Below are 14,315 nucleotides of genomic sequence, written 5' to 3'. Positions count from 1 at the left end.
CTTCCCAATAGGGCAGACTGGAATGAACGCCGCAGATCGCCGACATAACTCCGCGAACAAGCGACCATCTCAAGCATAGCCGATAACAGCTCCACCCGCACGAAGCGGGATGGCTCCGAGGCTCCGCGAACGGATCATCCAGTTTGCTGCTGGCTCGTCCTTCGTTCTGACGACGAACGCGCCTGCCGTCACCATTCGCGTCCCGCGCCTCCTTCGACCAAAATTATGCGAAATTTTGGCGTGAGCCAAGAAAAACGCTTCTAACTTGGGACGCGCCAAGCCGCACCTCTCGCAACGACATCTAGGCCGTCGTAGATTCCTCAAACGAGAATACTGCGCCAGACAACAAATCGATCCACCGCGACGCCGGGCCTCTCTCCCGTCGAACGGCGAAGCTTTGCCACCTAGGATCATGAGCACGAAGAGACTCAAGCTCGAGTTCGTCCGGATCGTACGCGCCCGCGGCGGCGGCCCTCTCCGCACGGTCATCCAAGCGGTGCTGAAGATCCCTACCGGCGAATTCCCCTCCCTCAAGGCGGGCATCGCGCTCCCTTGGGAAGGGATTACCGAGCGCCACTTCGTTTGGGTCTGCGAGGCAGACTGGAACGTGCGCTCGTTCATGACGCAGCCGATGCGCATGGAATTCCACATGAGCGACGGCAGCATTCTTTACTACTTTCCTGACGTGGAGCGCGACCTCGCCGACACCGCCATCGAAATCATCGAGATCAAGAAGAGGGAGGCCGAGGCTCGCCGGGATCCGTACTACGAATATAAGCTGCGGCTCGCTCGCCGGGTTTGCGCACTCCGCGGTTGGAGATTCCGCATTCTGACCGCAGAAAAATATCTTGCCGAAGGCCATCGCCTGGCCAACGCGCGGCTGATCCGGATCGACCGCTTCACTACGGTTTCGGCCGAGGACTACATCCGCCTCGGCGAAGCCTTCCGATCCACCGACGGAACGCTGACGTGGGGCGAGGTCGTCGCCGCACTCAGCCGCACCAACGACGAGTGGAGCCCGAACGGTCTCGCGCGCCTGCGCGCACTGATAGTCCGCCGCCACGTCCGCGTCGATATCGATCGCCGCATCAAACAGCAGACGCCGGTCGTCCTGACCGAGAACGCCGCTATCCGGCTCAGCAAGTAAGGGAGCCCGCCCGTGAAGCAGAACACTCGTCCTCCGAACTGGCCTGCAAGGGAACTTTGGATCTGTTGGGGCCTCCCGAAGGAAATCCTAACCGACTGGTCGTGCTCGTTCCATTCGGCGTCCCTGCTGCACGTGTTGACCGAACTCCAGGACGGCTGCACGCGCGATATCGATCCGTAGCCCTGAGATCCCGCATGTCATCGCTCGATATAAAGAAAGGCACACTGATCCACCATCAATCGAAGGGGCTCTGCCGCTTCGTCCGGTGGAAGGCCTTCAATGTCATGGTGTTCGAGACGGTAGCCGGTCGCGACGAGGTCAAGCTGCCGGAGCACAAGTTCTGCGAAATGCACGCGCTTCGCCAGATTCGGCTGATCGAGCAAGACGCCGACGGCAATCCGATTGAGATTCGCGAGTTCGGCCCCGACGAGTGCTGGACCGACTCCAACGATCCTGAACAAGTCAAGCTTACTCCAGAGGGACGCAAAGCGCTCGCCCGACAGTTCTACACCAAGAAATGGGACGAAGAGGGTAACGGGTCTCTGGGCGACCGAGGGCTCCAAAAGCTGATCGACCGTTGGCGGCCCGTCGTCCGTCAACTCCAATACGAAACTGACGAAATCGAGAAGCGCACCGGACACCCTTGGCGAGTGAAAGTCGCTCGCCTGCGCCATTTCATCAATGATTGCGGGAGGCCCGGCGCGCGGCCGCTCGAAGCCTTCAGGTCAAACAGCGGCAAGAACTCACCGCGCCGTCTACCGAATGAGGTCGAGAACGAAATCACCAAAGTGATCGACTATTTTTACGGCGCCCGCACGCGCGACTACAAGGACGCCTACAGCGAACTCCGCAAAGCGATCCAGAGTCTCAATAAGAGCCGGCTCAGGGAGAGGCAGCTCAAATATCCGCAACCGGAGGTGCTCCGCCGTCGCATTGACCGAGCGCTGACCTTCGACAATTGGGCTCGCAAGACTACCCGCAGCGAAGCTTGGCGGAAGATCCACGGTCACCGCGAACATATATCCGCGGCGCGGCCGCTCGAGCTCGCGATTATCGACACCACACCGCTCGACGTTCACGTTCTCGACAGCAGACTGTTGTTGCCGCTCGGACGACCGTACCTCACCGTCTGCCTCGACGTCTACAGCCGGATGATTTTGGGATTCTTCGTCACGTTCGAACCGCCAGGCTTGTACTCCGTCTTGGCGACGATGAAGCGCGTCAACAGGCACAAGCATTACGTCCGAAAGCTCTACCCGCAGATCAAGCGGCCATGGGACGGATGGGGCTGCCCTACCGAAATCGTCGTGGATCGCGACTGGGCTCATCAGTCGCCGTCGTTTCAACACTCGATGGCCAATTTGGGCACAGAAGTTCACTACGCGCCGGCAGACACCCCTCAATACAAGGCAATCTGCGAGCGGTTATTCAGGACCATTAACCAGGGCCTGATCCACAAGCTCGCCGGCGCGGTGCGCTACAACGTCTACGTCATGCGCCAGGTCGGCCTTGATCCCGCCAGGGACGCGCTGATTACGCTCGAAGACCTCAACGAGCTGCTGCACGAATTCATCGAGAACTATAGCTACGATACGCACGACGGCATCGGAGCCGTTCCTGCACGCATCTGGCAGGAAGGCCTCGCGATCCAGCGCCGCCGCTGGATCAAGGACGTGGCGGTGCTCGACCATGTTCTCGGTCCCGTTCACACCGCGACCATCTCCGGCAACGGCATCAAATTCCGGAACATGCGCTGGCACGACGAGACCGTCACCTCGCTGCTCCTGAACGATCTCGTTCGCTTTGAGAAAAAGCGCTCGCAGGATCCGCGCACCTTCGGCCAGTCGCGAGCGCGCATCATCGTGAAATGGAATCCGGGCGATGCTTCCGCAATTTCTGTCTGGAACCGCGGCGGCGAACCGAACCCATACTGGGTGACGATGCCGAATGCCGATCCGGAGTTCCTCCAGGGCCTCTCTTTTTGGCACCACGACCGGATCCGGGAATTCGCTAAAGCCAAGGATCTCGAGTTCAGCACCGAAGAGCAGCGCTGGGATGCCTATAACAGGCTGCGCAATCACTGGGAGACGCTCGCGGGCCAAATGCCGATGCATGAGACCCGCCAGGCGCGCCGCGGGCTCGGCTTGATGCTCGGACAATTCGACGACACCACAGTCAACGAACTCCCCGAAATCACCTTGGACGACATCCGGGACGCCGAAGTCGAGGCATCAACGGCAGGGCTCAACAAGGTCGAGCCGGAAGGGATCCCCGATCAAGTCGCAGCAGAACTGCTCGACCGGGACAACGAACCCAACAAAGGTCGCACCCCCGGCAAGGCCACGATCGCCAAAGGCCAAAGCACCAAGCGGCGCAAAAAGGCCGAGAAAGCTCAAGCCGAGCACGAGGCCTACGTCAAGGCGATGCGTGGTGAACCCACCGGTGACCCCAAGGCACGCGGGACGCTTATCCGAGATGAGGACAGCGACGAGGACGGCTGGGGCGCCCCGGTCGCAGCTCCGCCCATCGCGCCCGACGAGCAGACCGATGACACATCCGCGGACGACGAAGGCTGGTAACCGAAAGGATCTCTGAACATGTGCAAACTCTTTGGCAATTTCGTCGAACGACTGCGGCACCTTGTTCGCAGTTACATGACCGACGCGGCAACCGGCGGCGCCGAGCAGCCGCCCTCCAACGAGCTCAACCTGAACTGCGATTATTGCCGCTCCGCTGTCGTGACGCTTACATGCTCGGGCATTTACTTCAAGGGAATCCAGTACTACAGCGCCGGCGTCAGCGAGATGCTGCTGAACGCCATTCGTCGTTCTCAAGGGACCCGTCACTACGTGCGGCGCCCCTTTCCACCGATTGCGAAGGCGAAGATCAAGTGGGATCCATCCGACGCGTCGAACATCAGTGTTTGGAACCCCGCCCGCCGCCCCGGGCCTGACTGGGTCACTGTCGGAGCCGCAGACACGCTGCAGAAGCTGCCGATCGCGCAACATGCGGCCGCCCGCGACCTCGCAAGCACTCACAATCTTCCGTTCTTCAGCGAGAAGGATCGATTGGAAGCCTATGAGCGGCTCCGCCAGCACTGGGAGAGTCTCGCGATCCTACCGCCCGCCCGCGAGTTCCGGCAAGCGCGGCGAGGCCTTAGACGCTGCCTCGATTCTCAGAGCCATACGTCCGACGACGATGCCCACGTCACCAGCAACGGACTCTCGGCCTCGCAAAACAACGGCGCTTCGGAAGCAGGCCAATTTGCACAATGCGCGGGCCGAGCCAAGTCCACGATCGTCTAGGTCAAGCGTGCGAAGCGCGGGAGCGCGCAAGCGACAACGACGTCTTCACCACCACGCCCCACGCAACTGACAGGAGTCACGAAATGAAGAACGCTACCATCCCAAACCTGATCGACCGCATGCGCCTCTTCGATGGGATCCTCATCGAACACCCGCGTCTCGGCAAGATTCGTGAGAAGGTGCTTTGGCTACTCGCCGACACCAGCGGCGTCGTTGCCACGAACGAAGCTCGCCGCGCGGCAGCAAAGGGGAGACCCTTTAAGAACAGAGAGCTTTGGGTTCTCCCGATCGTCGGCCCCAGCGGAGCGATGAAAAGCTGGTCGATCGGCAAGGTCATCGACGAGGTCAACGCAGACGAGGGCTTCCCCGCCGAAGACATCCCGGTGCTCTTCGTGAATATGCGTGGCGTCAAGAACACGCGCGCATTCCTCAGCGTTGTCCTCGAGCACTACGGTGATGCCGCCAAGGACGTCATACCAGGAGCCGGCCCGATCGACGCCCAGGTCGTAGCGCGTGGTCTTTATCACGCGGCGAGGACGAAGCACACGCTTCTCCTTGTCATCGACGAGGCTCACGAGATGCTCCGCTACGATGGTGGCAAGACCGGCAAGAACATGGCGATGCTCCTCAAGACCATGGTGAACGAGGGAATCTTCTCCGTTGTCCTGGTCGGCACCGACGAGATGCTCGGCCTCTTCCGCTCACAGGAACTCAAGAACCGCAATGTTGCGGATGAGGACGCGACATTGCTCCCATTCGACATCAAGATAGCGTCTCACAGACGTTACTTCTTTCGCTTCCTCCAGCGCATCGAGGACGAAATGATGGAGGCCCACGTCGTTGACCAACCACTCGGCTGGGTCGCCACCCTAGAAGATCGCGCCAAGATCTACGACATGTGCGGAGGCGTTCCGGGTATCGCTTGCCGGGTACTTCGCATGGCGCTTGAGCGCACCCTGCGCAGCGGCCGTACCTCGATCGAATGGTCGGATTTCGAGTCAGCGTTCCGCTCCTTCAACGCCACCCAAGAGCGCCCCTTGTTCAATCCGTTCGCGAACGGCCCGAAAAAGGAAACGCTGGTCCGACTCAAGGCGGAGGCCGCGGCCAAGAAAAAGTCCAATGGCAAGATCCCGGAGCCAGCATGACACTCGCCACTCCTCCTCGGAAGTTCATCGCGACCGTCGGAGCGCCATACATCGACGAGAGCCTGCGCGGCTATTTCGGTCGGGCACTGTCGGTCACGGCCGTCAGAAATGTCGCGACCATGCTGAAGGTCGCTGACGCCATCAAGCCAAACGCGGTATCGCTCGCGACGACGCTGACGGATCCGGACGAGATCGCACGTATTGCTACCCTGATCGGATGCACGCCTCTGGACATCGTCTCGCGCACATACCGGGTCGGCGAGATTTCGCACTCCGGTTCCGAAAGCATCGACTTTTTCGGCACCCAGATCCGGCTTCACTTTCGCGAAACCAAATATCGGCGGGTGTCGCCGATGGCCCTTGAGATCGCGCAGTATCACCGTGCTATTTGGGAACTTCGTCCCCTCGGGTACGATTTCCAAACCAACGAGAAGCTCCTCAGCAGCTGCCCGGCGTGCAAGCGCCGGCTCGGCTGGTTGCGCGCCGACGTACCGACCCTCTGCGACAAATGCGACTTCGACCTGCGCGACTGTTCGCAGCCGGTCTCGCCCGCCGAGGACGAGGAGGCCTACGGTTTCGTGGTCGGCCTCGTCAGTCCGGATCCGGCTATGAAGGAGGCCACCCGCCGACTGCTGCCGGAGGCCTGGCGCAACTTCTCCAACGGAGACCTGTTCGAGACGGCTGTCGCGCTCGCATCCGGCCTCACGGCGGATCCGACCAAAAAGGGCTCAGCGCAGGGGCGTAGCAAGCGCAGGGAGCAGTTCGAACAGCTGAATCCGGAGCTGCTCGCCCTGGCCGGACGCGCCATCATCGGTGGCGCAGCCGGATTCGCGGATCTATGCGACCGATACCGCGCCGATATGGACAAGCGCCCCATCCATTACGGACGCCGTAAGGAGCTCGGACCGCTCGCCTACATCACCTACGACAAGCACGTCGATCCGAACATCCGAGATCTTCTCCGAGGCCTCGTTGACGGAAATTTAGAAGCCACGAGCGAGAAATACGCGCTTCGCCGAGGCAAGGACGCGGCCGAATCGACAATGACAATTCAAACTCTGTCAAAGACATTCGGTGTCCGCAGATCGATCCTTCAGCGCCTCGCTGAGAGCGGCCTCGTTCCGGTTGTCCGCGCGGACGACGCCCAGTCACCCGTGCGCATGACAATACGAGACGTACGACCGCTGCTCGCTCAGATGAAGGACGCAATCGGCGAAAACGAGGCGGCCGGAGTCCTTGGACTTCCTCTCTCAGTGTTACCGAGCCTCGCCGACTACGGCCTCATCCAGCGTCTGGAGGGCCCCGTTCAAGGTCTCGTTCCGGCCAACGACGGCTATCGCCGCTCGTCGGTCGACCAACTGATGCACAAGATCTGGTCGGCCGCCCGACCCAAGCCCGGAAAATGCTATTCGATCATGGTAGCGGTCCGCTCGATCGGCACGGGTGAGACGCACTGGGCCGCCGTCATCAGCGCAATCATCGCCGGCGACGCGGTCGTCCACGACACCGGCGCGCAGCGTAGGAATATCCGCTTCAGCCTGGCCGTCTCGGACATCGATTCATTCGTGGCCGGCGTCTCCAAGCACCTTCAGGACGGGCTTCTCGGCCTGAAACTCCCTCATTGGCTCGCCCAATCAACCGCTGCGGAACTTCTCCAGGTCAACGTGGCCTTCTTCTCGCGCTTGGCTAACGCTCGACCCGATCTGCTGCCTCAGCTCGGGCCGGGCTATACGCACTACCTCGCGAGTGACGTACAAGCCCTCGTCGCAAAGTACATCTTCGTGCCCGAGATCGCCCGACGCGCCGACATGCACCCCAGGCGCGTCGTTTCCTGGCTGCGCTCCGAGCATGTAGCCCCTAGCATTTCGCTGCAAGAAAATCGCGACTTCGGCTACCCGCGCAGCGTCGTCGATCCCCTGCTGATTGCGCTCATCGACAAGATTGCATGCATGAAGGCCTCACTCGCCGAAGAAGCCGACGGCGCCCGGACCAGGTTTATCGCTGCGGTCGCCAACGGCGCCGGTCCGAAGGCCACGGCAAAGATAATGGGTTTGCCCTACCGGAAGGCGAAGCGCTGGTTCGAGGTCTGGCGCGAGACCGGCGTCGTCGCGGCCCGAAAGTTCGGGACGATTTCGAAGCTCGACGCGGAGGAGGGTTTCCTGCGCCAACTGGTCGCCGAGCAGCCGTCGATCAAGCTCGCAGAGGTCCATGACGCCCTAGATAAGCGCGGCGTGAAGACGAGCAGCTCTGCCGTCTGGAACGCGCTCGAGCGCTTCGACATCAGGCTTGGCGGTCGGCGGCGGCCGACATGACCGAAATAGCCAAGCCTTCCAACCAACGAGGAATCCAAGATGAAGACAAACCAACTTACGAAACCGTATCCTGCAGGCAATCAGGCCTGGGCAATTGATCTTACGCGGCTTGATTTGGGGCACCGTCCTCCTGTGCTGATGGTGATGGACGTCCAGACGCGCCGTGTGCTGAGCACGATTGTGCAAGACCCAATTGCCGGAAACATCACCATCGAACTGACGAAGCTGATGATGCGATTGGGACCCACGAGAGATCTGGATTGATCACGGCTTCGACCTTAGCTGCAAAGCGCTTCGTAGCTGGGCGGAAGGACATCGCATTTCAGTCATCTACGCTCCAACGATTCGAATGAAGGCGCTGACCGAGCCGGTTCTTCGCGATCTCGCTACGTTTCTCCGGGGAACGCGCCTTCCGAGAGGCATGGAGCTCGGCCAAGCGATCGAAAATTGGCGACAATCTTACACCAGCGCCTCGCGGCGCTTTCCTAACGTCGGCATGTAACAGGAGCGCACAATGATCATCGTGATGTCAGAAGAGCGGATGAAGCGTGCGGCAAAGCGCCTCCGAAAAGTGCTGTGCGGATGCGGGGTCGAGCTCAAGCATTTCGCCTGTCTCGATCTTGCAGTCCGTCTGTGCGGTTACAAAGACTGGCAGGACTACCGTCGCCTGGATGGCGACGAGCCGCTCAGCCCCCTCGACGAAGACCTCTCGGAAGAAGAGTTCGCCGCACGTGACGAGTTCCAGATGAATGTGCTGGAGGAGGCGGGGCTCAGCGCGGTTGCGCGCGAGCTTCTGGATCGCGCGAACCCGACGGGTTCCTGGGTCAAACAAGCAACCGCGGGGCTGACTTTCGACGACAACTCCACGGAGCGAGGTCATTTGGACAACTCCGAGGATGATCGAGCTGGGCACTTGATTGCCTGACCATCAAACCGATCACGGCGGCCTCCAATGATTCAAGATAGCACCGCATCAATCCCCTTGCCTCAAGCCCGCCGCCCCAAAACGGCGGCCGAACGGCAGCGCGCTTATCGGGAGCGCAAGCGGCAACGGCGCCAGATTACGCCGGCTGCTCTCCCGTCCGATGCTTCCGCGGAAGGCCAACCCAACGATCTGTCCATCACTCCCGCCATCGCGTTACCAGTCACAGCCAGAGTCACACCTATCACGTCCGCTGCCCCGTTACCAATCACGGCGAGCGTCACGCCCGTGACGCCCTCCGCCGCGTTACCGGTCACAGCCAACGTCACGCCCCTTACGTCCGCTGCCACGTTACCGGTCACGGCCAATGTCACGCCCGTCACCTCCGCTGCCGCGTTATCAGTCACGACCAAAGCTACACCTATCACGGAACCACACCATCACGTAACGGTCCGGCGGTCGATTAGCTCGCATGGTTTGGCCGCCGCCGCACTCGGTCTCGGCGGCGTTGGCGTCACGATGAATGGTTGGTTTGCCAGATCGCTGGGTTCGACCGATCTCGCCGGATGGCTATTTCTCGCCATCGGCGTTGCGGCTGATCTCGTTGCCCTCGCTGGTCCCTCAACTGCCGCACAACTTTGGAAAGCACGCCAGCGGGTGACCGCTATGGCCGCCTGGTTGATATGGTCGATGACTTTTGCGTTCGCCGTGACCGCCAGCATCGGGTTTGCCTCCCTCAACATCGCCGACGTTACGCTCGCCCGCGCGTCACGCGTCACGCCCGCTGTCACAACCGCGCAAGACGCGTTACGTGACGCCGTAACGTCACGCGACCGAGAGTGCCTGAGCGGGGTTGGTCGCTTCTGTCGCGAGCGCGAGCAAACCGTGTCCGACCGCCGCCGCGCGCTCGATGCCGCTTTGAGTTCGGTCGAGCAAGCTGCCGACCCCCAAACCGATGCGGCCATCAAGATCGTGGCTTGGCTCAGCGCCGGAACAATCAAGCCAACCGCCGACGATTTCGCCATGCTACGTTTGGTGCTGTTGGCGCTGCTGCCGCAAGTCGGCGGCATCTTGCTGATGGTCAGCCGGGCGCGCTAGGAGAAATGGCACGAAGCGACCTGACACGACTTAGGCTCCCTCCGCCCCGGCCCTAAATCAAAAGCACGACCTGACGCGCGCTTGGTACGTGAGTGGCGCAGGATCCGAAAACCTGGCGTGCCCCACTACGTAGTTCGGCGTGCGGCCCCCAAGCACGCCCATCTGCGGTGCACTTGGCCGATGCTCTGCGGCCTGACCTTGATGTCGACCGCATCAGCGAGCGAGAGCCGGATCTTGCCGCAAACCTGAATCAGCATCGCTGGCGGAACACACTTCAGTTTACGAAAAGCTGCATTTCCGATCCTCTGCGAAAGAAATAGTGCAAATAACAGAGCGTCCTCAGCAGCTTACGAGATCGAGTCGTTCTCAAAACGAAAATCCGCCAAATCGAGTCGTTCTTAAAATCAAAATCGAGTCGTTTTCAAAATGCGGGATCGTGGAGAATCAAAGGGATAGCCGAGTCGTTCTCAAAGTGGCTCCACACGTGTCGTGCTGGGTCCTCGCTGCCCGTCGCGCGACGACCGCACCAGATACATGTGCTCTTCGTTCGTGGGCAAGTTCGCGAGGGCGTCGGACCAACTCGCAGGATGAGTCGATGCGACAGTAGCTGGAATATCCGCCACCCGGTTTGGCCGCCATAGACGGCTTTTGACCTGACCGCGCGGAACGCCTGCCGCTCGCCACTCCTCGTGCTACTCCGCCGTCAGCTCGCGGAGGCGGTCTGCACCGCGATCTTGTTCTGCGCGATGATGGCTTCGGCCCGCGCGAGATTTTCCAGGAGGCGCTGGCTCGTCAAGACAAGGAAATAATAGCCGAACTGCGGGTTCTGGAAGTAGATCTCGAGCAGCTTTTCATAAGTGATGGTTAGAACGTGCCCGTCCTCGATACATTCGATGGTCGCGGTCCGGCGGTTGTCAGGCGTGAGGAAGCCGAGTTCGCCCATCAGGCGGCCCGGCGGAACATCGACGTTGATTTCAATGACTCGGAATTTGCCGGTAACCGTCAGCAGCATCTCGTTGGCCGCGTCACCTTTCTTCATCAGGATTTCGCCCTTGCGATACTTACGCTGGGTCATGAACGGCTTGAGCCACTCCATCGACATGTCGCCCTGCGTTGCCGTGCGGGCCTTCTTCACCAGAGCGAGCATTTGATGCAGCCGGTAGGCGTTTATAGGAACCATCAAGAGATAAAGAAGAAACGTTGTAATGGCTCCAGTGAGCGCACCGAAGATGGCAAAGAATACGCAACCGATCATGTTAGCGACTCGGAGCGGGACCATGGTCTGCGTCAGAAGGGTGGCGACAAAGAAGGTCGCGCCGACCAGAGCGAACATGTTTGCCAGGGTGATGTTGTGCAGAAAGATTTCCAGCAGGCGGCTGAAGATGGCGTTCCAGGTCACGTCATTTGGATCGAGACCGATCTGAATCAGAATCTTCGCGAACCTGAGGTTGTCGGTTGCCGCATCGAGAATGCGATCCAGTATGCTGGACACGTCTGCGCTGATCATCATTTGGTTTCGCCAAAGTGTTGTGTAAGCCAATACCGGCAGCGGCTATTCCGGATGAAACCATTGCGCCCGTCAAGTCGAACGAAAGACTCGGCGAGCGCGCGATGGAGTGAACGGAGATACCGCGATCATCGAGCCTCCTTCAAGCGCTACCGGAATCATCGCATGCATCACCGGTGCGAGGACGGCGCCGCCACATGTGTCGAGCAGACGACAGCCGCGGTGGGAAATGATTGAAGCTCCAAAAATGTCGTCAGTCGACGCGCTCGAAATCTCCCGGCCGAGCGGAAGCCCTATAATTCGGCGCAGGACGACGCGACTTGTGGGTTTATGGAGCGTTCGGAGAAAGGTTTCATTTTTCTGTAATTTCAATGAGTTACAGGTGGCGGTGAACGAGTTGAGGTGCACTTCGCGCGTAAAAGTGCCTTTGGCCCCTTCACGTCGGGCAGGTCGTATCTCACCTTCAATCGTCCTCGCGGAGCCGAGAGCGGACGACGGAGCAGGAGACCTGTCCTATCCCACGTCAGGCTAACAGCCGCTCATAACGGTCTGGTTGCAGGTTCGAGTCCTGCCGGCCCACCATGGATCGGCCGGCTCGATCAACGGAGGTCAGCCGCCGTAGCTCGATGCGGATGGCGATCTAGGTGTAGCTCTCAAACGCCAGCCGCTCCACCGGCGTCAGATGCAGGCCGTGCTTGGTGCGCCGATCCAGGAAGTCGGCAGGCTTCTTGGCCCACTCCTTCTCGCGGAGATATTCCGCTTCGCGTTCATAGAAGTCGCCGCCGAAATGACGGCCGAGATCCACCGAGCTGCGCGCCGAACCGAGCAGCTCGCGCGCACGTGTGCCGTACAGACGGGCATAGTGACGGATGAGCGTTCCCGGCAGATCGGGATAGTCGCTCGCCAGCGCGCCCGAGAAATCGTCAAAGCTGCCGCCGATATCGCCGCCCGGCAGCGGCCGGTCCGCGGTCCAGGCCGGCGACAGTTTTGGAAACCACGGCGCGAGGCGCTGCATGGCCTGCTCGGCGAGCCGGCGATAGGTCGTGATCTTGCCACCGAAGATCGAGAGCAGCGGCGGCGCGCCCTCCGCGCCGTGAACCTCGAACACATAGTCGCGCGTCACGGCTGACGGGTTGTCGGCATTGTCGTCGTAGAGCGGCCGAACGCCGGAGAAGGCGTGCACGATCTCGCTCGGCTGCGGCGGCGTTTTGAAATAGCGTCGCAGCACCTGCAGCAGATAGTCGGTCTCGTCCTCAGCGATCGCGACGTCCTCGGCGCGGCCCTGATAGGGAATGTCTGTCGTGCCTATCAGCGCGAGATCGTCCTCATAGGGGTTGACGAAAATCACGCGGCGATCGGTATTTTGCAGCAGATAGGCCTGCGGCCCGTCCCAGAACTTCGGCACCACGATGTGGCTGCCCTTGACCAGCCGCACGCTCTGGGCGGAGTTCAGTCCCGCCACGTCCTGGATGACATCCTGCACCCACGGCCCGGCGGCGTTGACCAGCGCGCGCGACCGCACGAGCGGCGCCGTGCCGTCATCGCTCTGCATCTCGAGCAGCCAGGTCTCGCCGTCGCGGCGCGCACGCACCGCCCGCGTGCGCGGCAGGATGCGGGCGCCATTCTGCGCGGCATTGATCAGGTTGAGGATCACCAGCCTGCTGTCATCGACCCAGCAATCCGAATATTCAAAACCTCGCCGGAACTCCTGACGCAGCGGCGCGCCCTCCGGAGCCTGCGACAGATCCAGGCTGCGGCTCGCCGGCAGCTGCTTGCGGCCGCCGAGATGGTCGTAGAGCAACAGTCCGGTGCGGACCAGCCAGGCCGGCCGCTGCTCCGGCGAATGCGGCAGCACGAAGCGCATCGGCCAGATGATGTGCGGCGCGGACGCAAGCAAGACTTCGCGCTCGATCAGCGCCTCGCGCACCAGGCGGAACTCGTAATATTCGAGATAACGCAGCCCGCCATGGATCAACTTGCCCGAACGCGACGAGGTGCCCTCGGCGAAATCATCCTTCTCGCAGAGCAGGACCTTCAACCCGCGGCCTGCCGCGTCGCGAGCGATGCCGGCACCGTTGATGCCGCCACCGATGACCGCGATATCGACCAGCCCGTGATCCCTGCCTTCGACCGGCGCAGTGCCCGTCATCGTTTGCTGCTACGCCGTTTCTCGGCGCGACGCGGCGCCGCCTTTGCCGTCGCGCGTGCCTTGCTCGGGTTCGGCGCCTGCAGGCCATAGGTCGAGAACCCCTTCGCGGTGTCGGCGATCTCCTCGTCGGACAGGATGATCCGCGAATCGAGCGCGAGCGAGAGGTAGTATTGCCGCGCGATGGTCTCGAGCTCGACCGCGAGCCACATCGCCTTGTCGAGATTGGCGCCGAGCGCGATCATGCCGTGGTTGGCGAGCAGGCAGCCATTGCGGCCCTCCAGCGCCGCGATCGCGTGGTCGGACAATTCCTTGGTGCCGTAGCGCGCGTAGCCGGCGCAACGGATGTCGGTGCCGCCGAACGCCGCCATCATGTAATGGCAGGCCGGGATCGGCTTGCGCGCGATCGCGAGCACGGTCGCATAGGTCGAGTGGGTATGGACGATGGCGCCGACATCGGGCCGGGCGCGCGTGATGTCGAGATGGAAGCGCCATTCGGTGGACGGCTGCAGCGGCCCATCCCACGTGCCGTAGTCGCCCTCGAGCGGCATCGACGCGATCATCTCCGGCTTCATCGAATCATAGGGCGTCGCCGACGGCGTGATCAGCATTCGGTCCTTGTAGCGGGCGGAGATGTTGCCTGATGTCCCCTGGTTGAGACCCGACGCATTCATCCATCGGCACTTGGCGATGATTGCCTCGCGCAATTGTCGTTCCTCACGGGTCATTCGGA

11 protein-coding genes and 1 tRNA gene are annotated in these 14,315 nt (G+C 61.3%); 9 read left to right on the top strand and 3 right to left on the bottom strand.

What is annotated here, in order from left to right:
• Nucleotides 1-412 precede the first annotated feature (412 nt).
• The 8 genes from QDT69_RS33190 to QDT69_RS33155 all read left to right on the top strand — a co-directional run bounded on the left by QDT69_RS33190 (nt 413) and on the right by QDT69_RS33155 (nt 9,929).
• Nucleotides 413-1,147 (top strand): TnsA endonuclease N-terminal domain-containing protein, encoded by a 735-nt coding sequence (locus QDT69_RS33190; RefSeq protein ID WP_279710679.1) that lies wholly within the window; start codon nt 413-415, stop codon nt 1,145-1,147.
• A 194-nt stretch (nt 1,148-1,341) separates the two neighbouring features.
• A complete protein-coding gene (locus tag QDT69_RS33185; RefSeq protein ID WP_279710678.1) occupies nt 1,342-3,726 on the top strand; it encodes a transposase family protein in 2,385 nt (794 codons plus the stop codon).
• An 18-nt stretch (nt 3,727-3,744) separates the two neighbouring features.
• Nucleotides 3,745-4,452: a hypothetical protein gene (locus QDT69_RS33180; protein ID WP_279710677.1), complete on the top strand. Its 708-nt coding sequence runs from the start codon at nt 3,745-3,747 to the stop codon at nt 4,450-4,452.
• 83 nt (nt 4,453-4,535) lie between these two features.
• On the top strand, nt 4,536-5,597 hold the full coding sequence (locus QDT69_RS33175; protein WP_279710676.1) for an ATP-binding protein: 1,062 nt from the start codon (nt 4,536-4,538) through the stop codon (nt 5,595-5,597).
• Entirely contained in the window at nt 5,594-7,909 is a 2,316-nt protein-coding gene (locus QDT69_RS33170) for a hypothetical protein (protein ID WP_279710675.1), read from the top strand. The genes QDT69_RS33175 and QDT69_RS33170 overlap by 4 nt, the downstream gene beginning before the upstream one ends.
• A gap of 39 nt (nt 7,910-7,948) precedes the next feature.
• A complete protein-coding gene (locus tag QDT69_RS33165) occupies nt 7,949-8,173 on the top strand; it encodes a hypothetical protein (protein ID WP_279710674.1) in 225 nt (74 codons plus the stop codon).
• A 250-nt stretch (nt 8,174-8,423) separates the two neighbouring features.
• The gene (locus QDT69_RS33160; RefSeq protein WP_279710673.1) at nt 8,424-8,834 is read left to right on the top strand and encodes a glyoxalase superfamily protein; all 411 of its coding nucleotides are present in this window, start codon (nt 8,424-8,426) and stop codon (nt 8,832-8,834) included.
• Between the two features lie 516 nt (nt 8,835-9,350).
• Nucleotides 9,351-9,929 (top strand): hypothetical protein, encoded by a 579-nt coding sequence (locus QDT69_RS33155; RefSeq protein ID WP_279710672.1) that lies wholly within the window; start codon nt 9,351-9,353, stop codon nt 9,927-9,929.
• A 703-nt stretch (nt 9,930-10,632) separates the two neighbouring features.
• Here the strand turns inward: QDT69_RS33155 and QDT69_RS33150 are convergent.
• Complete coding sequence (locus QDT69_RS33150; protein ID WP_347952179.1) at nt 10,633-11,439, bottom strand: cyclic nucleotide-binding domain-containing protein; 807 nt, start codon at nt 11,437-11,439, stop codon at nt 10,633-10,635.
• Nucleotides 11,440-11,913: 474 nt separating this feature from the next.
• Between QDT69_RS33150 and QDT69_RS33145 the strand changes: the two genes are divergently transcribed.
• A tRNA-OTHER gene (locus QDT69_RS33145) sits at nt 11,914-12,018 on the top strand.
• A gap of 58 nt (nt 12,019-12,076) precedes the next feature.
• Here the strand turns inward: QDT69_RS33145 and QDT69_RS33140 are convergent.
• The gene (locus QDT69_RS33140) at nt 12,077-13,585 is read right to left on the bottom strand and encodes a glycerol-3-phosphate dehydrogenase (protein ID WP_279710670.1); all 1,509 of its coding nucleotides are present in this window, start codon (nt 13,583-13,585) and stop codon (nt 12,077-12,079) included.
• Complete coding sequence (locus tag QDT69_RS33135) at nt 13,582-14,310, bottom strand: class II aldolase/adducin family protein (protein WP_279710669.1); 729 nt, start codon at nt 14,308-14,310, stop codon at nt 13,582-13,584. Before QDT69_RS33135 ends, QDT69_RS33140 begins: the two co-directional genes overlap by 4 nt.
• Nucleotides 14,311-14,315: the final 5 nt, after the last annotated feature.

Origin of the sequence: Bradyrhizobium sp. CER78, from assembly GCF_029846235.1 — a bacterium.
GTDB lineage: Bacteria > Pseudomonadota > Alphaproteobacteria > Rhizobiales > Xanthobacteraceae > Bradyrhizobium.
Note: the sequence above shows the minus strand (reverse complement) of the source record. Positions and strands in the feature narration are given on the sequence as shown.

Excerpts from the sequence above, each read along its gene's own strand:
- QDT69_RS33190 (WP_279710679.1), top strand. The coding sequence starts at position 413 with ATGAGCACGAAGAGACTCAAGCTCGAGTTCGTCCGGATCGTACGCGCC.
- QDT69_RS33185 (WP_279710678.1), top strand. The coding sequence starts at position 1,342 with ATGTCATCGCTCGATATAAAGAAAGGCACACTGATCCACCATCAATCG.
- QDT69_RS33180 (WP_279710677.1), top strand. The coding sequence starts at position 3,745 with ATGTGCAAACTCTTTGGCAATTTCGTCGAACGACTGCGGCACCTTGTT.
- QDT69_RS33175 (WP_279710676.1), top strand. The coding sequence starts at position 4,536 with ATGAAGAACGCTACCATCCCAAACCTGATCGACCGCATGCGCCTCTTC.
- QDT69_RS33170 (WP_279710675.1), top strand. The coding sequence starts at position 5,594 with ATGACACTCGCCACTCCTCCTCGGAAGTTCATCGCGACCGTCGGAGCG.
- QDT69_RS33165 (WP_279710674.1), top strand. The coding sequence starts at position 7,949 with ATGAAGACAAACCAACTTACGAAACCGTATCCTGCAGGCAATCAGGCC.
- QDT69_RS33160 (WP_279710673.1), top strand. The coding sequence starts at position 8,424 with ATGATCATCGTGATGTCAGAAGAGCGGATGAAGCGTGCGGCAAAGCGC.
- QDT69_RS33155 (WP_279710672.1), top strand. The coding sequence starts at position 9,351 with ATGAATGGTTGGTTTGCCAGATCGCTGGGTTCGACCGATCTCGCCGGA.
- QDT69_RS33150 (WP_347952179.1), bottom strand. The coding sequence starts at position 11,439 with ATGATGATCAGCGCAGACGTGTCCAGCATACTGGATCGCATTCTCGAT.
- QDT69_RS33140 (WP_279710670.1), bottom strand. The coding sequence starts at position 13,585 with ATGACGGGCACTGCGCCGGTCGAAGGCAGGGATCACGGGCTGGTCGAT.
- QDT69_RS33135 (WP_279710669.1), bottom strand. The coding sequence starts at position 14,310 with ATGACCCGTGAGGAACGACAATTGCGCGAGGCAATCATCGCCAAGTGC.